This window comes from Hyphomicrobium sp. (genome assembly GCF_036833075.1).
Taxonomy (GTDB): Bacteria; Pseudomonadota; Alphaproteobacteria; order Rhizobiales; family Hyphomicrobiaceae; genus Hyphomicrobium_C.
Map to the genome: position 1 here is coordinate 1 of NZ_DAITQL010000033.1, position 23097 is coordinate 23097.

Sequence of the window (23097 nt, forward strand, 5' to 3'; positions counted from 1 at the left end):
GGAGCGCGTTGAACGCGCCCTTCGACAGCATGTGCACCTCGTCGATGATGAACACCTTGGTGCGGGCCGTGAGCGGGCGATAGCGGGCGGCCTCGATGATCTCGCGGATGTTGTCGACGCCGGTGTTCGAGGCGGCGTCCATCTCGATCACGTCCGGATGGCGGCTCTCCATGATCTCCGCGCAGTGCCGGCCGAGCGCGGGCATGTCGATGGTGGGCTCGTGGACGGCGTCGGTCTCGTAGTTGAGCGCGCGGGCGAGGATGCGGGCCGTGGTCGTCTTGCCGACGCCGCGGACACCCGTCAGCATGAAGCCGTGGGCGATGCGTCCCGATGCGAACGCATTGCGCAGCGTCCGCACCATCGTCTCCTGGCCGATCAGGTCGTCGAAGGTCTGTGGGCGGTATTTGCGCGCCAGAACGACGTAAGGTTTTGCCGGCGCATGGGGCTCGCCGCCGCCGGAACCGCCGCCGCCTGGGGCTACGTCTTTGATATCAGATGTTTTTCTGGCCATCCGTCCGCTCACGCCCCACTCAACCCGACGGGCCTAGGCCAAAAAGGCGCCCGAGGAGCCCGGGCCACAAAGTAGCCCATGGCGAGCCGCGCCCGCGCCTTTGGCGGAGCCAAGCTCCGCTTGGGCGGGCACCGAATCGCGTCAGCGATCCCAACCAGCGCCCGCGAGCGATATAAAGAGGCTGACGAACGACCCGTGCACCTGTCGTTAGGGCTGCTTCCTTCCGGACCTGACCCGGTTGGCGATGGTCTCGTCCGCCGCCAGCCTCCGGGCGGACTATGGCGTCTCGGCGAGGAGGAGGCAAGCCTCCCGACGGGGGCGACCCACAATGGCCAAAGACACCGCCGGCCCAAGACGCCAGCGGGCCGGTGGTGGCCATCATTGTCGCACTCCGCTCCCATTCACCGCGCGGTGCCAGCGGGAGAGAGGCGGATGGATCATCGCCGCGGTGCTGCCGATCGCGGGATCGTTGCGCCGTCCGCTCGCGCGATGCGGGCCGCAAGCGCATTCGCGGTCCGATTTGGAACCAATAAACTCTGACGCCTGGAATCGGCATTGCGTCGCCTCGCCGGCACACGCCGCCGTGCGACGAAAGTCCGTGCATTCAGGCTAACGCGTGGCACCGTACCGTCTTGCTTTCACGATGCAATGGACGTAGTGGAACACACTTTGGCGGGGTGCGCATCAGCGCAGGGGAGGGTCGCGCACGATCAGGGTAGACGAGCCCGGATTGTGTTCGCGCTGCTTCCTCGCCCCCGCGGGTGATCCGCCTTGGGGAGCCAGCATGGCCGTCCGCCGTCTCAGTCCCGACCAGCCCCGCGACTTCGCTTTCACGCCTGAAAACCTCGCGTGGGCAAAAGAGACCATCGCCAAGTTCCCGGAGGGAAAGCAGGCGTCGGCGCTCATTCCACTGCTCTGGCGTGCGCAGGAGCAGGCCGGCGGCTGGCTGTCGGAGCCCGCGCTCCGGCATGTGGCAGACATGCTCGGCGTCGCCCATATCAGGGCCTATGAGGTGGCGACGTTCTATACGATGTTCCAGCTCTCGCCGGTGGGCGCGAAAGCCCATGTGCAGGTGTGTGGAACGACACCCTGCATGCTGCGCGGCGCCGAAGCCCTGATCGACGTCTGCAAGCGGCACATCGCGGAGCATCCGCACGAGCTTTCGGAGGACGGCCAGCTCTCGTGGGAGGAGGTCGAGTGCCTCGGTTGCTGCGCGAACGCGCCCGTGGTGCAGATCTTCAAGGATACCTACGAGGACCTGACGCCGGAAGCGCTGGAAAAGATCCTCGCGGCCATCGAACGGGGAGCCACGCCGAAGGCCGGCTCGCAGATCGGCCGCACGACCTCGTCGCCCGAGGGCGCGCTGACCACGCTCACCGATCCGGCCCTCCACGACGGATCGCGGCTCGGGGCCTGGCGCGCGCGCTTCCCGGAACTCGCCGACGGCGGCGCGGCCGCTCCTCCGGCCGAGAAACCCAAAGGGTGAGCCCCAATGCTGCTCGAGGATACGGACCGCATCTTCACGAACATCTACGGGCTCCATGATTCGGGGCTCAAGGGTGCGATGGCGCGCGGGTCCTGGGACGGAACCAAGTTCTTCATCGACAAGGGGCACGACTGGATCATTTCCGAGGTGAAGACCTCGGGCCTGCGCGGGCGCGGGGGCGCGGGATTCCCGACCGGCCTCAAGTGGAGCTTCATGCCCAAGGCCGACGCGCGGCCGTCCTATCTCGTCATCAACGCCGATGAGAGCGAACCCGGCTCCTGCAAGGACCGGGAGATCATGCGCAACGATCCGCATCTCCTGATCGAGGGGGCGCTGCTCGCCGGCTTCGCCATGCGCGCGCACACGAGCTACATCTATATCCGCGGCGAGTTCATCCGCGAGCGCGAGCGGTTGCAGCGGGCGATCGACGAAGCCTACGCGGCCCGCCTGATCGGCAAGAACAACATCCACGGCTGGGACTTCGACCTCTACGTCTCCCATGGCGCGGGCGCCTACATCTGCGGCGAGGAAACGGCGCTGCTCGAAAGTCTCGAGGGCCGGAAGGGCCAGCCGCGCCTCAAGCCGCCGTTCCCGGCCAACGTCGGCCTCTACGGCGCGCCGACCACGATCAACAACGTCGAGAGCATCGCCGTCGTGCCGGATATCCTGAGGCGCGGCGGGGACTGGTTTGCGGCGCTCGGGCTCCCGAACAACACCGGCACCAAGCTGTTCCAGATCTCGGGCCACGTGAACCGTCCGTGCGTGGTCGAGGAGGAGATGGGCATTCCCGTCCGCCAGCTCATCGACGAGCACTGCGGCGGCGTGCGCGGCGGGTGGCACAACCTGCTCGCCATCATTCCCGGCGGCTCGTCGATGCCGCTGATCCCGGCCGATCTCTGCGAAACGCTGACGATGGACTTCGACAGCTTGACCAAGCTCAAGTCGGGGCTCGGCACAGCGGCCATTATCGTGCTCGACAAGTCAGCCGACGTGGTGCGCGCCATCGCGCGCATCGCCTATTTCTACAAGCACGAAAGCTGCGGTCAGTGCACGCCCTGCCGGGAAGGCACCGGCTGGATGTGGCGCGTGCTCGAGCGCATGGCGCGCGGGGAAGCGGAGAAGAGCGAGATCGACAAGCTGTTCGACGTCTCGAAACAGATCGAGGGGCACACGATCTGCGCGCTCGGCGACGCTGCGGCGTGGCCGGTGCAGGGTTTGATCCGCCATTTCCGTCCCGAGATCGAAGCGCGCATCGACGCCTACAAGGCAGCGCACAAGGAGGCGGCAGAGTGAGACATGCTCGATCAGAATGGAAATTCGCATCGACGGCTCCGCATCATCGCGGCCATTTGTCTTGCGGTGGTTTTCTCTATTCTCGCCATCCAATTTTTGCGCGGACCCAGCGCGGTCAACGTCATTGTGGGCGTTTTCGGGATCGGGCTTTTCGGTCTGATACCGCAGGTGCTTCCGCCAAACACATTTCGGGGTCAAAAGGCGCTCCGCGTTGTGGGGTGGATCTGGTTTTTGGTTCCGACAGCCGCCATTGCGTGGGCTTGGATTGCAGTGTTGAACGGTGCCGCTGTTTCATGACGGTGGCTCAAAGTGGCAATGGGATGAATTGAGTCGATGCCGAAAGACCTCATCATCGACGGCAAGCCGATCACGGTCGAGGACGGCATCACCGTGCTGCAGGCGTGCGAGCAGGCGGGCGCCGAGATCCCGCGCTTCTGCTACCATGAGCGGCTCTCGATCGCCGGCAACTGCCGCATGTGCCTGGTCGAGGTGCAGGGCAGCCCGAAGCCGATCGCGTCGTGCGCCATGGGCGTCAACGACCTGCCGCCGAACAAGGACAACTCGCCCAAGATCATCAACACCAAGAGCGCGCTCGTAAAGAAGGCGCGCGAGGGCGTGATGGAGTTCCTGCTCATCAACCATCCGCTCGACTGCCCGATCTGCGACCAGGGCGGCGAGTGCGATCTGCAGGACCAGGCCATCGGCTACGGCTCGGGCGGCTCGCGCTTCGTGGAGAACAAGCGCGCCGTCGAGGAGAAGTACATCGGGCCGCTGATCAAGACGGTGATGACCCGGTGCATCCACTGCACCCGCTGCGTGCGCTTCATGACCGAGGTCGCGGGCGTCGAGGAGCTCGGCGCCATCGGCCGCGGCGAGGACATGGAGATCACGACCTATCTCGAGCGCGGCATCCTCTCCGAGATGAGCGCCAACGTGAACGACCTCTGTCCGGTCGGCGCGCTGACGCACCGGCCCTGGGCGCACAACGCGCGGCCGTGGGAGTTGCGCAAGACCGAGAGCATCGACGTGATGGACGCGGTGGGCTCCGCCATCCGCATCGACACGCGCGGGCGCGAGGTGATGCGCATCCTGCCGCGCAACAACGACGCCGTGAACGAGGAGTGGATCTCCGACAAGACGCGCCACGTCGCCGACGGGCTCCGGACGCAGCGGCTCGACCGGCCGTACATCCGCAAGGACGGCCGGCTCGAACCCGCGACCTGGGAGGAGGCCCTCGCCGCCGTCGCGGCGAAGCTCAAGGCCACGCCGGGGGCGCGCATGGCGGCCGTCGCCGGGCCGCTCGCGGGCGCCGAGGAGATGTTCGCGCTCAAGGACCTCTTCCACCGCCTCGGCTCGACCAACGTCGACTGCCGCGAGGACGGCGCCAAGCTCGACCCCGCGCTCGGCCGCGCGAGCTACGTCTTCAATTCGACCATCCAGGGCATCGAGCAGGCCGACGTCATCCTGCTGATCGGCACCAATCCGCGCCTCGAGGCGGCCGTGCTCAACGCGCGCATCCGCAAGCGGTGGCGCCGGGGCGGGCTCAAGGTCGGCCTCATCGGCACCGAGGCGGACCTCACGTATCCCTACGACCACCTCGGCGCCGGCGGAAAAACGCTCTCCGACCTTGCCGACGGCAAGCATCCGTTCGCGGCGACACTCAAGGACGCCAAAGCGCCGATGGTCATCGTCGGCTCAGCCGCGGTCGCGCGTGCCGACGGGCAGGCGGTGCTCGCCGCAGCAGCGCGGATCGCGACGGCGGCCATGGCCGGCAAGACCCAAGGCTGGAACGCATTCAACGTGCTCCACACGGCGGCGTCCCGCGTCGCGGGGCTCGATCTCGGCTTCGTGCCGGAGGCGCCGGCGAGCACGGATGTCGCAGGCTTCGTCGCCGCCGCCGGATCGGGAGAGCTCGACGTGCTCTACCTGCTCGGTGCGGACGACATCGACATGAGCCGGCTCGGGCAGACGTTCGTCGTCTACCAGGGCAGCCATGGAGACGCCGGCGCGCACCGGGCCGACGTGATCTTCCCGGGGGCCGCCTACGCCGAGAAGAGCGCGACCTATGTCAACACCGAGGGCCGTGCGCAGATGACGGCACGGGCCGCCTTCCCGCCGGGCGAGGCGCGCGAGGACTGGACGATCGTACGCGCGCTGTCGCCGCTCGTCGGACACACGCTGCCCTACGACACGATCAACGTGCTCAGGGCCGGGATGTACGGCCATGCGCCCGGCCTCGCGGCGCTCGACCGCGTGAGCCCGGCTCCCGCCGACGTGATTTCCGTGCTCGCCTCGGGCAAGGGCACCCTCAGGGACGAGCCGTTCCATCCGGCGGTTCGTGATTTCTATCTCACCAATCCGATCGCGCGCGCCTCCGCCGTCATGGCCGAGATGAGCGCGCTCACGAAGGCCGCCGGACGGGCGAGCCTCTCTGCGGCCGAATAGGAGCGGGCCACGGCAATGTCGAGCGAGACGATCACCATGCTCTGGGAGTACGGGCTTTGGCTCGCCATCACGGTCGGGCTGTCGCTTCTGGTGCTCGTCGGCCTGCTCTTGTGCATCGCCTTCCTGCTGCTCATGGACCGCAAGGTGTGGGCCGCCGTGCAGCTCCGCCGCGGCCCGAACGTCGTCGGACCGTTCGGGCTCCTGCAGTCGTTCGCGGATCTCATGAAGTTCGTGTTCAAGGAGCCGGTCATTCCCGCCGGCGCGGACAAAGGCATCTTCCTGCTGGCGCCGATGGTCATGGCCCTCTGCGCGCTCGCGGCCTGGGCCGTGATCCCCATGAGCAAGGATTCCTGGGGACTGTGGGTGATCTCGGACCTCAACGTCGGCGTGCTCTATCTGCTCGCGATCTCCTCCCTCGGCGTCTACGGCGTCATCATGGGCGGCTGGGCCTCGAACTCGAAGTATCCGTTCATGGGCGCGCTCCGCTCGGCGGCGCAGATGATCTCGTACGAAGTGTCACTCGGCTTCGTCGTGATCACGGTGCTGCTGATGGTCGGCTCGCTCAACCTCGCCACCATCGTCATGGCGCAGACCACGGGTGTCGGCACCTGGCTCGGGATGCCCGCCTCGGCGCTCGACTGGCACTGGCTGCCGCTGCTGCCGATGTTCGTCGTGTTCTTCGTCTCGACGCTCGCCGAGACCAACCGTCCGCCGTTCGACCTCGTCGAGGCGGAGAGCGAGCTCGTTGCCGGCTTCATGGTCGAATACTCCTCGACGCCCTACCTCCTGTTCATGCTCGGCGAGTACGTCGCCATCGTCACCATGTGCGCGCTGGCAACCCTTCTGTTCCTCGGCGGATGGCTGCCGCCGCTCGACATCTGGCCCCTGAACGCCGTTCCCGGGATCCTCTGGTTCGCGGCCAAGGTCGTGTTCATGTTCTTCATGTTCGCGATGGTCAAGGCGATGGTGCCGCGCTATCGCTACGACCAGCTGATGCGGCTCGGCTGGAAAGTGTTCCTGCCGCTGTCGCTGGCGATGGTGGTGGCCGTCGCCGGCGTGCTGCAGCTCCTGAAACCGGTTTAGGAGGGCTCGACCCATGCGCGCAGCCCAAGGCATCAAATCGCTGTTCCTCGCGGAGTTCGTCACCGCGTTCGTCCTGTGCATGCGCTACTTCTTCGGGCCGAAGAAGACGCTCAACTATCCGTTCGAGAAGGGACCGCTGTCGCCCCGCTTCCGCGGCGAGCACGCGCTCCGGCGCTATCCGAACGGCGAAGAGCGCTGCATCGCCTGTAAGCTCTGCGAGGCCATCTGCCCGGCGCAGGCGATCACCATCGAGGCGGGGCCGCGCCGCAACGACGGCACGCGGCGCACGACGCGCTACGACATCGATATGGTGAAGTGCATCTATTGCGGCCTCTGTCAGGAGGCGTGCCCGGTCGACGCCATCGTCGAGGGGCCGAATTTCGAGTTTGCGACCGAGACGCGCGAGGAACTCTACTACAACAAGGAACGGCTGCTCGCGAACGGCGACCGGTGGGAGCGCGAGATCGCGCAGAACATCGCGCTCGACGCGCCGTACCGGTGATGGCGATGCGGGAGCAAACGACGACGTGTTCCCCTCCCACGTCATGGCAGAGCCATGCTTCGCATGGACGTGGGGAGGGTTTAGGGGTGGGGGGAATCCCAACGGCTGATGGCCTGCAATCTCCCCCTCCCAGCCTCCCCCACAAGGGGGGAGGGGAAGTGGAAGTGCGGGGCAGCATCCAATGGCACTGACGGCAATCTTCTTCTATCTGTTCGCAACCCTGGCGCTCGTCGCCGGGGCGATGGTGATCGTCGCCAAGAACCCCGTGCACGCCGTGCTGTTCCTCATCCTCACCTTCTTCAACGCGGCTGGCCTCTTCATCCTGCTCGGTGCCGAGTTTCTCGCCATGGTGCTCATCATCGTCTACGTGGGAGCGGTCGCCGTGCTGTTCCTGTTCGTGGTCATGATGCTCGACGTCGACTTCGCGGAGCTGCGCGCGGGCTTCATCAGGAACGCGCCGGTGGGCTTCCTGGTCGGCGGCGTCGTGCTGGCGGAGCTCGTGCTGCTCTTCCTGGCGCGCGGCGTCGCCCCCATCGCGCCGGGGACCGCCCAGGCGCCCATACCCCAGGGGCTCACCAACACGGAAGCGCTCGGGCAGATCCTCTATACGCAGTACTTCTACTACTTTCAGGGCGCGGGCCTGGTGCTGCTCGTCGCCATGATCGGCGCCATCGTGCTGACGCTGCGCCACAAGCCCGGCGTCAAGCGCCAGTCGGCCGCCGACCAGGTCGCGCGCGGTCCCGCCACAGCCGTTGAGGTGGTGAAGGTCGCCCCCGGGGGGAGCGCCATTCCCGATGCGCCGGTGAAGCCTGGCGCAGGCCGCGCATAGGAAGGGACGGAGACCCATGGACATCGGGCTCGGACACTATCTCACGGTCGCGGCGTGCCTGTTCACGCTCGGCATGTTCGGCATCTTCCTCAACCGGAAGAACGTGATCATCATCCTGATGTCGGTCGAGCTCATGCTGCTCGCCGTCAACATCAACTTCGTCACCTTCTCGCACTTTCACGCCGATCTCGTCGGCCAGGTGTTCACGCTGTTCGTGCTGACGGTCGCCGCGGCGGAAGCCGCCATCGGCCTTGCCATCATCGTCGTCTACTTCCGGAACCGCGGCTCGATCGCGGTCGAGGACATCAGCATGATGAAGGGATGACCGTGGACAGCAGGCAGCCGGCAGCAGGCAACACGAGCGGCCAGCGCTTCGGGCGGGGGACGGCATGGCCGTCCGCGGCCCCTAGCCTGCTGCCTGGGGGAAGCACATGATTTACGCCTTGATCGTTCTCCTGCCGCTCGCGGGCGCGCTCATCGCCGGGCTGTTCGGACGCCTTCTGGGGCCGCGCCCGTCGGAAGTCATCACGACGTCGCTGCTCATGATCTCGGCCGTTCTGTCCTGGATCGTGTTCGTGCGCGTCGGCTTTGACGGCGAGACGGCGAAGGTGCCCCTCCTGCGCTGGATCACCTCCGGCGATCTGGACACGGCTTGGGCGCTGCGCGTCGATACGCTGACGGCCGTCATGCTGATCGTGGTGACGACGGTCTCGTCGCTCGTGCACCTCTACTCCATCGGGTACATGCACGAGGACGACAGCCGGCCGCGCTTCTTCGCCTACCTGTCGCTCTTCACGTTCGCCATGCTGGCGCTGGTCACCAGCGACAACCTCTTGCAGATGTTCTTCGGATGGGAGGGCGTGGGCCTCGCCTCCTACCTGCTGATCGGCTTCTGGTACAAGAAGCCGGAGGCGAACGCGGCCGCCATCAAGGCATTCGTCGTCAACCGCGTCGGCGACTTCGGGTTCCTGCTCGGGCTGTTCGCGCTGTTCCTGGTCACGGATTCGGTCAATCTCGACGCCGTGTTCTCCGCCGCGCCGGACCTTGTCGGCAAGACGCTGACATTCCTCGGCCAAGAGGTCGACGTGCTGACGCTGATCTCGCTCCTCTTGTTCATGGGCGCCATGGGCAAGTCGGCGCAATTCCTCCTCCACACCTGGCTGCCCGACGCCATGGAAGGGCCGACGCCGGTCTCCGCGCTCATTCACGCCGCGACCATGGTGACCGCGGGCGTGTTCATGGTGGCGCGCCTGTCGCCGGTCTTCGAGCTGGCGCCGACGGCCCTCGAGGTGGTGGTGCTGGTCGGCGCCGTCACGGCGTTCTTCGCCGCGACCGTCGGCCTGGTGCAGAACGACATCAAGCGCGTGATCGCCTATTCGACGTGCTCGCAGCTCGGCTACATGTTCGTCGCCTGCGGCGTCGGCGCCTACTCCATCGGCATCTTCCACCTCTTCACGCACGCCTTCTTCAAGGCGCTCCTGTTCCTCGGCGCCGGCTCCGTCATCCACGGCATGCATCACGAGCAGGACATGCGAAAGATGGGCGGGCTCGCGAAGAAGCTGCCGATCACCTGGCTCATGATGCTGATCGGAACGCTGGCGCTGACGGGCGTCGGCATCCCGCATCTCGGCGGCTTCGCGGGCTTCCACTCCAAGGACGCGATCGTGGAAGCGGCTTACGCGGCCCATACGCCGGGCAACTTCGCGTTCTGGGTGCTCGTCGTCGCCGCCTTCATGACGTCGTTCTACTCGTGGCGGCTCATGTACCTCACCTTCCACGGCGAAACGCGGGCGGACCACCACACCTACGATCATGCGCACGAAAGCCCGTGGGTGATGCTGATCCCGCTCATCCTGCTGGCGACCGGCGCGGTTCTGGCCGGCATCGTGTTCCAGTCCGCCTTCTTCGGAGGGGGGTACGACGCCTTCTGGCGCGGGGCGCTCTTCGAAGCGCCGGGCAAGGACATCCGCCACCACATGCACGAGCTGCCGGGATGGGTGCCCTGGGCGCCGACGCTCGCCATGCTGTCGGGGCTGGCGCTCGCCACCCTCTATTACGTGTGGGCGCCGGGCCTGCCGGCCGCGACGGCACGCGCCTTCCGTCCCGTCTACCTGTTCCTGCTCAACAAGTGGTACTTCGACGAGCTCTATAACCTGATCTTCGTGCGCCCCGCCTTCGCCATCGGGCGGCTGCTCTGGAAGGGCGTCGACGGGGCCGTGATCGACGGCACCATCGACGGCACGGCCAAGAGCGTGCTGTGGGGGACGGGCCGCATGGTGCGGCTCCAGACCGGCTATGTGTATCACTACGCGTTCGCCATGCTGATCGGGGTAGCCGCCATTCTCACCTACTTCATCCTTGCCGGCGGGGGCGCGCCATGAACCTTTCGGGCGTTCCCATTCTCTCGCTGGTGACGTTCCTGCCGCTCGCGGGCGCGGCGTTCATCGCGCTTCTGCCGCGCGAAGCCGCGCAGAACATCCGCTATACGACGCTTTGGACGACGCTGATCACGTTCGCGATCTCGCTTCTCATCTGGATCAATTTCGATCCCGCGACGGCTGGCTTCCAGTTCGTCGAGGAGCGCAGCTGGCTCGGCCCCATCCGGTACAAGATGGGCGTCGACGGCATCTCGATGCTGTTCGTCATCCTGACAACGTTCCTGATGCCGCTCTGCATCCTGGCCTCCTGGGCGTCCGTCAAGGACCGCGTCAAGGAGTACATGATCGCCTTCCTCGTGCTCGAGACGCTCATGATCGGCGTGTTCTGCGCGCTCGATCTCGTGCTGTTCTACCTGTTCTTCGAGGGCGGCCTCATCCCGATGTTCCTCATCATCGGCGTCTGGGGCGGACCGCGCCGGGTCTATGCGAGCTTCAAGTTCTTCCTCTACACGTTCCTCGGCTCGGTCTTAATGCTGCTCGCCATGATGGCCATGTACTGGCATGCGGGCACGACCGACATCCCGACGCTGATGCAGACCCGGTTCCCGCCCGACATGCAGTTCTGGCTGTGGCTGGCCTTCTTCGCCTCGTTCGCCGTCAAGATGCCAATGTGGCCCGTGCATACGTGGCTGCCGGACGCGCACGTGGAGGCACCGACCGCCGGCTCCGTCATCCTGGCCGGTATTCTCCTCAAGATGGGGGGCTACGGCTTCCTACGCTTCTCGCTGCCGATGTTCCCGGACGCGAGCGCGGATCTCGCGCCCCTGGTGTTCGCGCTCTCGGTCGTCGCCATCGTCGCGACCTCGCTGATCGCGCTCGTGCAGGAGGACATGAAGAAGCTGATCGCCTACTCGTCGGTCGCCCACATGGGCTTCGTCACCATGGGCATCTTCACCTTCTCGCAGCAGGGCATCGATGGGGCCATTTTCCAGATGCTGTCGCACGGGCTCATCTCCTCGGCGCTGTTCCTCTGCGTCGGCGTCGTCTACGACCGCCTGCACACGCGCGAGATCAAGGCTTACGGCGGGATCGTGGAGCGTATGCCGATCTATGCGGCGATCTTCATGGTGTTCACCATGGGCAACGTCGGCCTGCCCGGAACGTCCGGCTTCGTCGGTGAATTCCTGACGCTGCTGTCGTCCTTCAAGGTCAACACCTGGGTCGCGGTCTTCGCCACGAGCGGCGTCATCCTGTCGGCCGCCTACGCGCTCTATCTCTACCGGCGCATCACCTTCGGCCCGCTCGAGAAGCCGTCGCTCAAGGCACTGGCTGACGTCTCGCCGCGCGAGATCGCCATCCTGGCGCCGCTCGTCATCCTGACGATCCTGTTCGGCTTTTATCCCGCACCGATTCTCGACGTGACGGCCGTTTCCGTGAAGGCGCTCGTAAGCTCGCTCGAAGCCGCGAGCCAAGCTGCCGCGGTCGCTCAGTAAAGGACGAAATGCCCATGCCCGAGGCCCTGAGCTACATCGCCGCGCTCCCCGAGATCGTGCTCGCCGCCGGCGCCATGGGGCTGCTGATGCTCGGCGCCTTCGGCGGCGAGGAAGCGAACCGCAAAGAGGGCAGCGGCTGGCTCGCCATCCTGATCCTGATCGCGAGCGGCGCCGTGCTCCTCACGCAGACCGGAACCCAGCACGCCTTCGGCGATGCCTTCGTCTCCGACGCCTTCGCCCGTTTCGTGAAGCTTCTCGTGCTCGCGGGCTCGGCGGTGGCCATCCTGATGTCGTTCGACGACTTCAGGACCGCCAAGATCAGCCGGTACGAGATCCCCGTCCTCATCCTGCTCGCGACCGTCGGCATGATGATGATGGTCTCGGCCAACGACCTCATCGCGCTCTATCTCGGCCTCGAGTTGCAGAGCCTCGCGCTCTACGTGCTGGCCGCCGTGCGTCGCGACGACGTGCGCTCGAGCGAAGCGGGCATGAAGTACTTCGTCCTCGGCGCGCTCTCGTCGGGCATGCTGCTCTACGGCGCGTCCCTGCTCTACGGCTTCACGGGCACGATATCGTTCGCCGGGCTCCAGGCCGCGGCCGCGGCGCCGGGGGCCGCGACCAACCTCGGCCTCATCGCCGGCCTCGTGTTCCTGCTGGTGGGCATCGCCTTCAAGATCTCGGCGGTGCCGTTCCATATGTGGACGCCCGACGTCTACGAGGGCGCCCCCACGCCCATCACCGCCTTCTTCGCCGCCGCCCCAAAGCTCGCCGCATTGGCGCTGCTTGCGCGCGTGCTGTTCGACGGCTTCGGGGGCATGATCATCCAGTGGCAGAAGATCATCATCTTCCTCTCCATCGCCTCCATGCTGCTCGGCGCCTTCGCCGCCATCGGCCAGACCAACATCAAGCGGCTGATGGCCTACTCGTCGATCGGGCACGTGGGGTTTGCGCTGGTCGGGCTCGCGGCCGGCAGCGAGACGGGGATCGAGGCCCTGCTCGTCTATCTCGCGATCTACCTCGTCATGACGCTTGGCTCGTTCGCCTGCATCCTCGCGATGCGCCGCGAGAACGGGCCGGTCGAGGAGATCGACGAGCTCGCCGGCCTTGCCCAGACTGACCTGCCGATGGCCTTCACGCTGGCGATGCTGTTCTTCTCTCTCGCGGGCGTACCGCCTCTCGCCGGCTTCTTCGCGAAGTTCTACGTCTTCGCGGCCGCCGTGAAGGCCGAGCTTTACGGGCTTGCCATCATCGGCGTGCTCGCCAGCGTCGTCGGCGCGTTCTACTACCTGCGCATCGTCAAGGTGATGTTCTTCGACGAAGCCAAGCCCCGCTTCACCCCGACGGCGCCTTACGTGCGCGTCGTGATGATCGCGGCCGGGCTCTTCGTCGTGTTCTATGCCGTCTACCCGTCGCCACTGGTCGACGCCGCCTCGGCGGCCGCGAGATCGCTGCAGCTCTGAGCGCGAGGCGGCTTCGAGCGAATGGGGCTCCGGGATCGAAGCCTCCTTGCCTCGCGCTAGACCGTGATTATTTTTGATTGAATTGGGATCACACGCTCTCTCTTTGATGAGACCGATGATTCACACTTCAGGCTGATAGGGCCTGAAGTGATCATGGTCTATGCGAGAGGCGTCTCGAACCGCAGCCCGATGTCGTTCCCGCGGCGCCAGACCACGACGCACCGCCTGTCGATCTTTTCCATCGCCGACACGAGGGTGAGCTCGTCAGGAAGCTCACAGGGCGTCACGAGCCGCACGCGCGCTCCCGTCCGCGACGCATCGCGCAGCAGCACCGGAAGCTCCTTGTCGTTGGCTTTGATTATTCCGAAGTTGTTGGTCCGCCGCCGTTGCACGGTACGGGTTTCACTGCTGCCGGTCATGAGGAGGTCCCTGATGCAGGAGACTGCCGAGATCCGGCGTATTCCTGCTAAATACCCATAATAATTGATATAATATATATAGGTCGGATGTCTTAACAGGCACTTACCTGCCCGCCCCTTCCGCTGCTAGGCTGCGCTCCATCCCGTGCACGCAACCCGTCGTTCCGCCGGATCCGAACAATGATTTTCGATCGCGTCGAACGGCTCGCGGCCGTGGATTCAACCAATGCGGAAGCCCTGCGCCGCGCCCAGTCCGGCGAGCGCGGCCCGCTTTGGATCCTGGCCGACGTGCAGACCGCGGGCCGCGGCCGCAGCGGTCGCGGCTGGACGTCCGAGACCGGAAACCTGCATGCGAGTCTGCTCGTAACCCTCGCCCTGCCGCAGCCGCTCGCCTACCAGCTTGCTCTGGTCGCGGGTGTTGCGGTTTTCGACGCGCTCGGCGCGGCAACCTATCCCGCACCGGCCGGGCTCCGTCTCAAGTGGCCGAACGACATCCTGATCGGAGACGCGAAAGCGGGCGGCATCCTCATCGAAAGCAGCTCGATCGGCGGCCGCCTCGCGGCGGTGATCGGCATCGGTCTCAACATCGTCGCCTCCCCGTCGCTCCCGGACCGCCCGGCGACCCACCTCGCCGCCCATGGAGCCTCTCCCGAGCCCGGCGTGCTCCTCGCGGCGATCGCCGCGAGCCTCGAGACGTGGCTTGCGGTATGGGACGAAGGACGGGGGTTTGCCACGGTCCGGCAGGCTTGGCTAAACCGCGCCCTTCCTATAGGGGAACGGTTGAGCATCAACACGGGTCCCGAGCGCGTGCTCGGGACGTTCTCGGGCCTCGACCCCGACGGTGCGTTGCTGCTCGACGTCGACGGCGACGTGCGCCGTTTCACGTTCGGAGACGTCTCTCTTGCGCGTTGAGGCAGGATCGCAACCGACAGGAAAAGGGGCCAAGACGGCGAATGCCTGAGCAACGGACGCGACAGGGCCGGTCCGGCGAGCCGGACGAGCTGGTTTTTCTGGCCCTCGGCGGGCTCGGCGAGATCGGCATGAACGCCTACCTCTACGGAATCGGCCCGCCGGACGCCCGCAAATGGCTGATGGTCGACCTCGGCATCACGTTCCCCGAGGGCGAGGACGATCCGGGCGTCGACGTGATCCTCCCGGATCTGCGCTTCATCGAGGAAGAGAAGAGCGCGCTCGCCGGCCTCGTCATCACGCACGCGCACGAGGATCATATCGGTGCGGTGATCGAGCTGTGGCCTCGGCTCGGCGTTCCGGTCTATGCGACGGCCTTCACGGCCGGCATGCTGAAGGCGAAGCTCGCCGAGCACGGCGGCCGCCTTCAGATCCCGATCCACGAGGTGCCGCTCAACGGCCGTTTCGACGTCGGCCCGTTCGACATCGAGCTGTTCGAGATGTCCCATTCCATTCCGGAAAGCAGTGCGCTCGCGATCCGCACGCCGCACGGTGTCGTGCTGCACACGGGTGACTGGAAGCTCGATCCCACGCCGACCGTCGGCGGCAGCCCCGACGCGGCGCGCCTTGCCAAGCTCGGCGACGACGGCGTTCTGGCGATGATCGGCGATTCCACCAACGCCATGCGCGAAGGCCGCTCGCCCTCCGAGCGCGACGTCTCCAAGACGCTGGTGGAGATCGTCAAGCAGGCGCCGCACCGCGTCGCTGTGACGACGTTCGCGTCCAACGTGGCCCGCATCAAGGCGGTGGCGGAGGCGGCAAGGGCCGCGGGCCGCGAGCTCGTGATCGCGGGGCGCGCGCTCCATCGCGTCATCGACGTGGCCATCGACACCGGCTATCTGCCCGAGGGCTTCCGCTACGTGGACCAGCAGCAGTTCGGCGAGTTCAAGCGGTCGAAGGTCGTCTGCCTCTGCACCGGCAGCCAGGGCGAGCCGCGCGCCGCCATGGCGCGGATCGCGGCGAACGAGCATCCCGACGTGTCGCTCGACAAGGGCGACCTCGCGATCTTCTCCTCGCGCACGATCCCCGGAAACGAAAGGGCCGTCGGCGCGATCCAGAACAGCCTCGTGCGCATGGGGGTCGAGGTGCTGACGGACGGCGAGGCGCTCGTGCATGTGACGGGACACCCCCGGCGGGACGAATTGCGCCAGCTCTACGCGTGGGTGCGCCCGAAAATTGCCGTGCCGATGCACGGCGAGCCGCGCCACCTCAAGGCTCATGCGGAGCTCGCGCGCGAGGCCGGCGTCGGCGAGGTGCAGATCGCCTACAACGGCGAGATGGTGCGGATCGCGCCCGGCCCCGTCCGCATTATCGACGACGCCCCGGTGGGCCGGCTCTTCCGCGACGGAGACCTCCTCGTGCCCGCCGGCGACGGCCCGGTGCGCGAGCGGCGCAAGCTCGCCGTCGTCGGCATCGTCATCGTGGCGCTCGCGCTCTCGCGGCGCGGCGAGGTTGCCGGAGAGCCGCAGGTCGTCCTCGACGGCGTCCCCTACGAGGACGAGGCGGGCGAGCCGATGCAGGAGATCGCGCTCACCGCCGTCGAGGGGACGCTGCGCAGCATCCCGCGCGACCGGCGCCGCGACCTCGAAATGGTGAGCGAAGCGGTGCGCCGGAGCGTCCGCGGGGCCGTGGCCAGCGCCTGGGGCAAGAAGCCCATTGTCAAGGTGCTCCTGACCGTGATCGAAGGGAAGGGCTGAGGCCGCCGACCCGCTGGGGCTCGAGTTCGAGGACGAAGATGATTGGACGCCTGAATCACGTGGCCATTGCGGTCAAGGACCTTGCCGCCGCGACCGCGGTCTACAAAAACGCGCTTGGCGCGGTCATGACGGACCCCCTTCCGCAACCCGAGCATGGCGTGACGGTCGTCTTCGTGACGCTGCCCAACACCAAGATCGAGTTTCTCGAGCCCCTGGGCGAGGGGTCGCCGATCGCGAAGTTCCTGGAAAAGAACCCCGACGGCGGCATCCATCACCTCTGCTACGAGGTGGAGGACATCCTGGCCGCACGCGACACGCTCAAGGCCCAGGGGGCGCGGGTGCTCGGCGACGGAAATCCGAAGATCGGCGCCCACGGCAAGCCGGTGCTGTTCCTGCATCCCAAGGACTTCTGCGGGACGTTGACGGAGCTGGAGCAGGTCTGAGGCTCCGGCACGGAGGCCGGCGCGCCCGCCGCACCCAAGGGCCGCACCCAGGGAGGTCACGATGACCCTTGCGCTCGCTATCGCGCTCTATCTCATGATCTGGTTCATGACGCTGTTCGCCGTGCTGCCGTTCGGCGTCAAGACGCAGGGGGAGGCGGGCGAGGTCGTCGAAGGGACGCCCGCCAGTGCGCCCGCCGCTCCGCGGCTCCTGCGCGTTGCAATCATCAACACCATCGTCGCGGCGATTGTCTTCGCCTTCGTATGGACCGCGCTCGATCGCGACTGGCTCGGGCTCTACATCCCGCCGGAACAGGCTGCCCCATTCGCCGTCGCACCCAGACCCGCACCCTGAGAGCCACATCCTGAACGTGCCGCGCCCTGAACGCCAGGGCGTGACGAGAAGCAAACAAGCCCGGGTCCCATGGACCGGGGCTTTTGCTTGGCCGGGTCGCGGTTTGCTCCCCGTCAATCCTCTCCGTCAGTCCTCCGGCGCGGTCGGAACGCGAGCGGCCGGGTTGGAGCCGGCTTCGGGGTCGGCCGGGTTGATATTGTTCGGCGCCGGCTGCTGGTTCTCGTTGGTATTGGGATCGGCCGGGATCCCGGCCGATGCGTCGAAGCCCGATGCCCCCGAGCTCGGGCCGTCCGCGGCCGAGCCCGTGCCCGGCGGCGAGGTCGGCACGCGGGCCGAGGGATCCGAGCCGGCGGCCGGGTCTGTCGGATTGGCGACGCCCGGTCCCGGCTGCTGGTTCTGGCTGGTGTTCGGGTCGGCCGGGCTGCCGCCAGTCGATTGGGCGAGCGTCGGACTTGCGCCGAACATGAGGGCGAGGATTGCGAGACGAGACGTGGCTGCGAAGCGGGATGTCGGGGTGGTGGTCATGATCCATCCTTGTCTTTCGTTGGCGATGGCCCCTCCCGCCAGAAAACGCGCCGTTGCAGGCACGGTTCCTGCTCCGGCTCATCCTATTTCGGGCTCTTCCCGCTCCTCAGCGTTGCGTCGTGAGGCTTCCGGAGGTCAATGAGGCGGCCCTCCGCAATTGGGCTTCGACGACGGGGGCCGGCCGGAGCGGCATAGATCGCGCTCGATGCGCTTCAGGCGCTCGAGAGCTTCCGCCATCGGCAACGGCAAGTCCCGCTCATCGAAGGTGTAGAGGCGCCGGAGCGGCGTTGCGAACGCTCGGACGATCTCCGCCCCAAACTCCTTATCCATCTCGATCCATCTCGTCTTCCGCGGGGCGTCTGGCTCCGTCCCGGCCCATCGCCTTCTCCTGGCATCCCCTTTGCTCGCGATCACCTTTCCAATCGCCGGCAGCGGCGGCAGTTCCCGGGCGGGGCCAATTTCCACAGGAACCAGAAGGGCAAAGCCCGGGTTGAGGAACCAAACGCCACAGCGGAGGAGTGTCATGGCCCGCGCAACAGCCCATCCCGACCATCGCCTGATCTCCAGCGAGGACGTGCACGGCACCGACGTGATCGGAGCCACCGAGGAAGTCATCGGCGAGATCGACCATCTCCTGATCGAGAAAGAGAGCGGCCGCGTGGCCTACGCGGTCATGAGCTTCGGAGGCATCCTGGGACTTGCCCACAGCCACTATCCAATTCCCTGGAGCGCCCTCAAATACGACAAGAGCGTTGCCGGCTTCCGCACCGGACTCACGGTGGAACAGCTCCGTAACGCACCCGAGTTCAGTGACGACTCCTGGACCGACCGCGACTGGGAGGCCCGCACGCACGCCCATTACGGCGCGCCGACCTATTGGGGCCGCTGAGACCTCTCGGCGCCGTTGAACAAGGGCGAGCGCCTCCCCATGTCGAAGGAGGTGACGCTCGTGCCGCCAAGCTCGGACGTCTCCCTGCGCGCCGCCTATCGGCGCGGTGGCCTGTCCTGTGGCTGTCCCGCCAGCCCTGCGCAGATCGTCGCGGCCGCGTTGCACGCGTATCTCGTCGCTCCCCTTCGGCCCATCCCCAACCATTTCTTCTCGAAGGCATCCCACCGGCGCCGACAGACACACGTAAACTGGCGCGCCGTAGAACCCGTCACGGTCCCTTTGCCACGGTCCTCTCGAGAGCCGATTTCCCATGGCCGACACGGATAGCGCCAAAGACCCGTCCCGCCGCGCCTGGCTCGCCGATATCGCCGAACGACTGATCGAACCCCGCCTGCTCGGCCCGCTGGCGGGGGCGGTGATGGCGGCCATCGCCATCTACGTCATCCACAGCCTCACGGGGCAGGTTCACCTCGACGACATCACGGCGGCGATCGCGGCCACGCCCGCCGACGCCATCCGCCTCTCGCTCCTGTTCACCGCCCTGAGCTTCGCCGCCATGGCGCTCTACGACGTGATGGCCGTGCGTGGCACGGTGCCCGGCCGCGTGTCGTCCGCGCTCGCCGCGTTCGCGGGGCTCGTCGGCTACGGGATCTCGAACGCCATCGGGTTTCACGTGCTGGTGGGCGGCACGGTGCGCTACCGCATCTACCAGGCCGCCGGCCTCGATGCGGCGGATGTGGGACGCATCGTCGGCATCACGGCGCTGACGTTTGCGGCCGGCCTCATGACCATCGTCTCTCTCGGCGTGCTTCTCGATCCCGCCGGGCTGCCGTCCCTGCGGCTCCTCTCGCCCGCCGACGACCGCCTCATCGCGCTCGGCGCGCTGATCGCACTCGGCCTCGGGATCGTCTGGCTGGCGGGGGGGCGGCGCGAGGCGCGCCTCTTGGGGTGGCGGTTTCCGCTGCCCAGCGCGCGCAATGCGCTGGCGCAGATCGCAATCGGCGCCGGCGACATCGGAGCGGCCGCGGCGGCGCTCTACGTGCTGCTGCCCGCCGACGTCGCGCCGGGGTTTGCGGTCTTCCTGGTCCTGTTCGTGGCCGCGATCTCGCTCGGCATCGTGAGCCATGCGCCGGGGGGGATCGGCGTCGTGGAAGCCACGATCCTGATCGGCCTCAACGCCGGAACGCGGCCCGACGTGCTCGCGTCGCTGGCCGTGTTCCGCGTGATCTACTATCTGATGCCGCTCGCGACCGCGTGTGCGGCGCTCATCGTGTTCGAGATCGGCCGGATGCAGACGCGCGCCAGGGCCGCGGGCCGCACGTTCCCGATGGCGCGCCGCATCGTGCCGCCCATTGCCGCGACGCTGGTGTTCCTCGGCGGCATCGTCCTGCTTCTCTCCGGCAACACGCCGGCGGTGGGGCTGCGCACCGACCTCCTGAGCCACGTGCTTCCGCTTCCGTTCGCCGAGGCGTCGCATCTGATGGCGAGCCTGGTCGGGCTTCTGCTCATCATCCTCGCGCGCGGGCTCAACCGCCGGATCGCCTCCGCGCGCGTGGCGGCGATCGTGCTCCTGGTCGCCGGCGCGGCGTTCTCGCTGCTCAAGGGCCTCGATTGGGAGGAGGCGCTGATCCTGCTGTCAGTGGCGGGCCTCCTCTACGTCAACGCCGGCGCCTTCTACCGCAAGGGCGACTGGCGCGCCTTCCGCCCGAACCGGACCTGGCTCGCGCTCATGGGCGTCGCGCTCGCATCCCTGACGCTGATCGGTTTTCTGGCCTTCCGCCATGTCGAGTACCAGTCGGACCTCTGGTGGCAGTTCGCGTGGGATGGGGATGCGCCCCGCTTTCTGAGGGCCACCCTCGCGCTCACGATCGTCGCGGGCGCCATCGCCATCGACGCGCTCATCCACCGGCCGCAGGCCCCTCCGGCGGGGCGCGCGCACATCCCGGCCGCCGTGCGCGAGATCCTCAAGACGGTCCCGTCGACGACGCCCAACGTGGCGCTGCTCGGCGACAAGTCCTTCCTCGTCGCAAGCGACGGCAAGGCGTTCGTCATGTTCGGCGTCGCGGGGCGGAGCTGGATCACGCTCGGCGATCCGGTCGGCGAGGCAAAGTCCGCCCGCGGGCTCGTCTGGCAGTTCGCGGAGGAGGCGGACCGTGCCGGGGCGCGGGCCGTGTTCTATTCCGTCACGCCCGACATGCTGCCCGTCTATCTCGACCTCGGGCTCGCCATCCTCAAGACCGGGGAGGTGGCACGCGTGGATCTTTCGACTTTTTCGCTCGAGGGGCCCGCCCGGCACGACTTCAGGTACGCGGAGAAGCGCGCGGCGCGGGAAGGCATCACCTTCTCGGTGATCCCCAAGGCCGAGGTTCCCGCCGCCCTCGCCGCGCTGAGGTCCGTCTCGGACGCGTGGCTTGCGACCAAGAACGGCCGCGAGAAAGGGTTCTCGCTCGGCCGCTTCGCCGACGACTACATTGCGGAGTTCGATTGCGCCGTGCTCAGGAAGGAGGGCGCCATCGTCGCCTTCGCCAACCTCTGGCGCAGCGGCGACAGGAACGAGTTGTCGATCGATCTCATGCGCTACCGGCCCGGCGTGTCGAAGGTGACGATGGACGCGCTGTTCGCCCATCTTCTTCTCTACGCCAAGGCCGAGGGCTACCGCTGGTTCAATCTCGGCGCGGCCCCGCTTGCGGGTCTCGCCGACCATCCGCTGGCCTCGACCTGGAACCGCGTCGGCACGTTCATCTACCGGCGCGGCGACGAGTTCTACAATTTCGAGGGCCTGCGCGCGTTCAAGCAGAAGTTCGATCCGGTGTGGACGCCGCAGTATCTCGCCTGCCCCGGCGGGCTTGCCATGCCGCAAGCGCTTATCGACATCACCAGCCTGATCTCAGGCAGCCCCATGGGATTGCTCCAGCGATGAAACGTATCTCCGCTTCTCTTGCTCTTGCACTTCTCGTATTTGCGGCCCCAGCGGGGGCAGGTGCGCTTCCAACGGCGGGGGACGGCGCTCCGACCGTCACGGCCGGGCTCATCGGAACGATCCCCATCGTCGTGCCGGCCCAGGCAACGCCGCAAGCGACGGTGCTCTACCTCTCCGACCGCTCGGGATGGCAGCCCTCGGACGACGACGCCGTGGCGGCGCTCAAGGACGGCGGAGCCCTCGTGCTGCCGGTCGATTTCTCGCGCTATGCGGAGAAGCTCGACGCGCACGCGGGCTCTTGCGCCGACGTGGTGGGCGACATCGTGGATGCGGCGCAGACCGCGCAGCGCCAGCTCGGCATTCAGACCTATCTGCCGCCGATCGTCGTCGGGGCGGGCGAGGCGGCGACCTTCGCCTATGCCGCGCTCACGGCCGCGCCTCCCAATACGCTCGGCGGCGCGGTGGGGGCGGGCTTCGCAAACCGGCTCAGCCTGCGGCTGCCGATCTGCTCGGCGAGCAAGGCTTCGAAGACGCAGGATAAAAAGGCGCTCGCGTACGGGTTCGAGAAGGACATTCCGGGGCGTGCGTCGCTACTCGTCCCGGCCGAGGCGCAGGAGGCGCTCGAGGCGGCGGTCGCGCCGCGCAGCGACGACATCACCGTCATCGCCATCGATCCTCCGACGCTGCCGGAGCAGATTGCGCGCGAGGTCGCCGATCTCGCCAGCGTGGCACGGCCGTTCGGCGACCTCCCCGCCGTGGACCTTCCCGCGAGCACGACGCCGCGCGCGCTCGTGATCCTCATCTCCGGCGACGGCGGCTGGCGCGACCTCGACAAGACGATGGGCGAATGGCTCGCAACCCAGGGCGTGCACGTCGTCGGGCTCGACGCGCTGCATTACTTCTGGTCGAAGCGGACGCCGCAGGACCTCGCCAGGGACATCGCCTTCCTCGTCGACGCCGCCGACTCGACCGACGCCCTGCCGATCATGCTGATCGGCTATTCGTTCGGGGCGGACACGATCCCGTTCGCCTTTCCGCTGCTGCCCAAGGCCGTCCAGGAACGGACGCGCGTGATCGGCCTCCTCGCGCCGGGACGGTCGACGTCGTTCCAGATCACCATCAGCGGCTGGCTCGGCATCGACGACACGGGGTATTCCGTCGTGCCCGCGCTCGCCGCGCTGCCCGCCGACCGCGTGGTGTGCGTCTATGGCAAGCAGGATACGGAGAGCGCCTGTGCCGACACGGCACTCCGCCATGCCACGATCGTCAAGACCACGGGCGGCCATCACTTCGACGGCAACTATACCGGCCTCGCGCAGCGCTTCCTGAGCCGGCTCGGCGGCCATGAGGCGGGGGCTCATTGAGATGGGATGGAGATCGGCGCGCCGGCTCGCGAGAGGCAG

General features: G+C 67.1%; 22 protein-coding genes and 1 other RNA gene. 18 read left to right on the top strand and 5 right to left on the bottom strand.

Annotated elements, in window-relative coordinates; genetic code table 11:
- On the bottom strand, window positions 1-511 hold a 511-nt coding region (locus V7082_RS11185), incomplete at its 3' end, for an AAA family ATPase (RefSeq protein WP_334148523.1).
- A gap of 173 nt (window positions 512-684) precedes the next feature.
- Window positions 685-780: signal recognition particle sRNA small type (ffs, locus tag V7082_RS11190), an RNA gene on the bottom strand.
- 515 nt (window positions 781-1295) lie between these two features.
- On the opposite strand from ffs, the gene nuoE reads away from it, so the two are divergent.
- The 11 genes from nuoE to nuoN all read left to right on the top strand — a co-directional run bounded on the left by nuoE (window position 1296) and on the right by nuoN (window position 13480).
- A complete protein-coding gene (gene nuoE / locus V7082_RS11195; protein ID WP_334148525.1) occupies window positions 1296-1997 on the top strand; it encodes an NADH-quinone oxidoreductase subunit NuoE in 702 nt (233 codons plus the stop codon).
- A 9-nt stretch (window positions 1998-2006) separates the two neighbouring features.
- The gene (gene nuoF, locus V7082_RS11200) at window positions 2007-3290 is read left to right on the top strand and encodes an NADH-quinone oxidoreductase subunit NuoF (RefSeq protein WP_334148597.1); all 1284 of its coding nucleotides are present in this window, start codon (window positions 2007-2009) and stop codon (window positions 3288-3290) included.
- A gap of 3 nt (window positions 3291-3293) precedes the next feature.
- Window positions 3294-3587 carry a hypothetical protein gene (locus V7082_RS11205; RefSeq protein ID WP_334148527.1) on the top strand — a complete coding sequence of 98 codons (294 nt, stop codon included), beginning with the start codon at window positions 3294-3296 and terminating at the stop codon, window positions 3585-3587.
- 36 nt (window positions 3588-3623) lie between these two features.
- On the top strand, window positions 3624-5735 hold the full coding sequence (gene nuoG / locus V7082_RS11210) for an NADH-quinone oxidoreductase subunit NuoG (protein ID WP_334148529.1): 2112 nt from the start codon (window positions 3624-3626) through the stop codon (window positions 5733-5735).
- Between the two features lie 15 nt (window positions 5736-5750).
- Window positions 5751-6818, top strand: coding sequence for an NADH-quinone oxidoreductase subunit NuoH (gene nuoH / locus V7082_RS11215; RefSeq protein ID WP_442909780.1), 1068 nt, complete (start codon window positions 5751-5753; stop codon window positions 6816-6818).
- A gap of 13 nt (window positions 6819-6831) precedes the next feature.
- Entirely contained in the window at window positions 6832-7320 is a 489-nt protein-coding gene (nuoI, locus tag V7082_RS11220; RefSeq protein ID WP_334148531.1) for an NADH-quinone oxidoreductase subunit NuoI, read from the top strand.
- Window positions 7321-7501: 181 nt separating this feature from the next.
- Window positions 7502-8149, top strand: coding sequence for an NADH-quinone oxidoreductase subunit J (locus tag V7082_RS11225; RefSeq protein ID WP_334148533.1), 648 nt, complete (start codon window positions 7502-7504; stop codon window positions 8147-8149).
- 16 nt (window positions 8150-8165) lie between these two features.
- Window positions 8166-8474: an NADH-quinone oxidoreductase subunit NuoK gene (gene nuoK, locus V7082_RS11230; RefSeq protein WP_334148536.1), complete on the top strand. Its 309-nt coding sequence runs from the start codon at window positions 8166-8168 to the stop codon at window positions 8472-8474.
- A 106-nt stretch (window positions 8475-8580) separates the two neighbouring features.
- Window positions 8581-10530: an NADH-quinone oxidoreductase subunit L gene (gene nuoL, locus V7082_RS11235; RefSeq protein WP_334148538.1), complete on the top strand. Its 1950-nt coding sequence runs from the start codon at window positions 8581-8583 to the stop codon at window positions 10528-10530.
- Window positions 10527-12020: an NADH-quinone oxidoreductase subunit M gene (locus V7082_RS11240; protein ID WP_334148540.1), complete on the top strand. Its 1494-nt coding sequence runs from the start codon at window positions 10527-10529 to the stop codon at window positions 12018-12020. The genes nuoL and V7082_RS11240 overlap by 4 nt, the downstream gene beginning before the upstream one ends.
- Before the next feature lie 14 nt (window positions 12021-12034).
- Window positions 12035-13480 (top strand): NADH-quinone oxidoreductase subunit NuoN, encoded by a 1446-nt coding sequence (gene nuoN, locus V7082_RS11245; RefSeq protein WP_442909781.1) that lies wholly within the window; start codon window positions 12035-12037, stop codon window positions 13478-13480.
- A 158-nt stretch (window positions 13481-13638) separates the two neighbouring features.
- Here the strand turns inward: nuoN and V7082_RS11250 are convergent, their stop codons facing one another.
- Window positions 13639-13899, bottom strand: a complete 261-nt coding sequence (locus V7082_RS11250) for a PilZ domain-containing protein (RefSeq protein WP_334148542.1) — start codon at window positions 13897-13899, stop codon at window positions 13639-13641.
- 180 nt (window positions 13900-14079) lie between these two features.
- Here V7082_RS11250 and V7082_RS11255 point away from each other — a divergent pair, with 180 nt between their 5' ends.
- The 4 genes from V7082_RS11255 (at window position 14080) to V7082_RS11270 (ending at window position 17360) form a co-directional block, all read left to right on the top strand.
- Window positions 14080-14811 (top strand): biotin--[acetyl-CoA-carboxylase] ligase, encoded by a 732-nt coding sequence (locus V7082_RS11255; RefSeq protein ID WP_334148544.1) that lies wholly within the window; start codon window positions 14080-14082, stop codon window positions 14809-14811.
- 41 nt (window positions 14812-14852) lie between these two features.
- Window positions 14853-16565 (top strand): ribonuclease J, encoded by a 1713-nt coding sequence (locus V7082_RS11260; RefSeq protein WP_334148546.1) that lies wholly within the window; start codon window positions 14853-14855, stop codon window positions 16563-16565.
- A 38-nt stretch (window positions 16566-16603) separates the two neighbouring features.
- Window positions 16604-17008 carry a methylmalonyl-CoA epimerase gene (gene mce, locus V7082_RS11265; protein WP_334148548.1) on the top strand — a complete coding sequence of 135 codons (405 nt, stop codon included), beginning with the start codon at window positions 16604-16606 and terminating at the stop codon, window positions 17006-17008.
- Window positions 17009-17069: 61 nt separating this feature from the next.
- Window positions 17070-17360, top strand: coding sequence for a DUF1467 family protein (locus tag V7082_RS11270; protein WP_334148549.1), 291 nt, complete (start codon window positions 17070-17072; stop codon window positions 17358-17360).
- 126 nt (window positions 17361-17486) lie between these two features.
- Here the strand turns inward: V7082_RS11270 and V7082_RS11275 are convergent, their stop codons facing one another.
- Complete coding sequence (locus V7082_RS11275) at window positions 17487-17885, bottom strand: hypothetical protein (protein ID WP_334148551.1); 399 nt, start codon at window positions 17883-17885, stop codon at window positions 17487-17489.
- 135 nt (window positions 17886-18020) lie between these two features.
- Window positions 18021-18215 carry a hypothetical protein gene (locus tag V7082_RS11280; protein ID WP_334148553.1) on the bottom strand — a complete coding sequence of 65 codons (195 nt, stop codon included), beginning with the start codon at window positions 18213-18215 and terminating at the stop codon, window positions 18021-18023.
- Window positions 18216-18408: 193 nt separating this feature from the next.
- On the opposite strand from V7082_RS11280, the gene V7082_RS11285 reads away from it, so the two are divergent.
- The 3 genes from V7082_RS11285 (at window position 18409) to V7082_RS11295 (ending at window position 23058) form a co-directional block, all read left to right on the top strand.
- A complete protein-coding gene (locus V7082_RS11285; protein WP_334148555.1) occupies window positions 18409-18774 on the top strand; it encodes a PRC-barrel domain-containing protein in 366 nt (121 codons plus the stop codon).
- 310 nt (window positions 18775-19084) lie between these two features.
- Window positions 19085-21694, top strand: a complete 2610-nt coding sequence (gene mprF / locus V7082_RS11290; RefSeq protein ID WP_334148557.1) for a bifunctional lysylphosphatidylglycerol flippase/synthetase MprF — start codon at window positions 19085-19087, stop codon at window positions 21692-21694.
- The gene (locus tag V7082_RS11295; protein ID WP_334148559.1) at window positions 21691-23058 is read left to right on the top strand and encodes an AcvB/VirJ family lysyl-phosphatidylglycerol hydrolase; all 1368 of its coding nucleotides are present in this window, start codon (window positions 21691-21693) and stop codon (window positions 23056-23058) included. The genes mprF and V7082_RS11295 overlap by 4 nt, the downstream gene beginning before the upstream one ends.
- The last annotated feature ends 39 nt before the right edge of the window (window positions 23059-23097 follow it).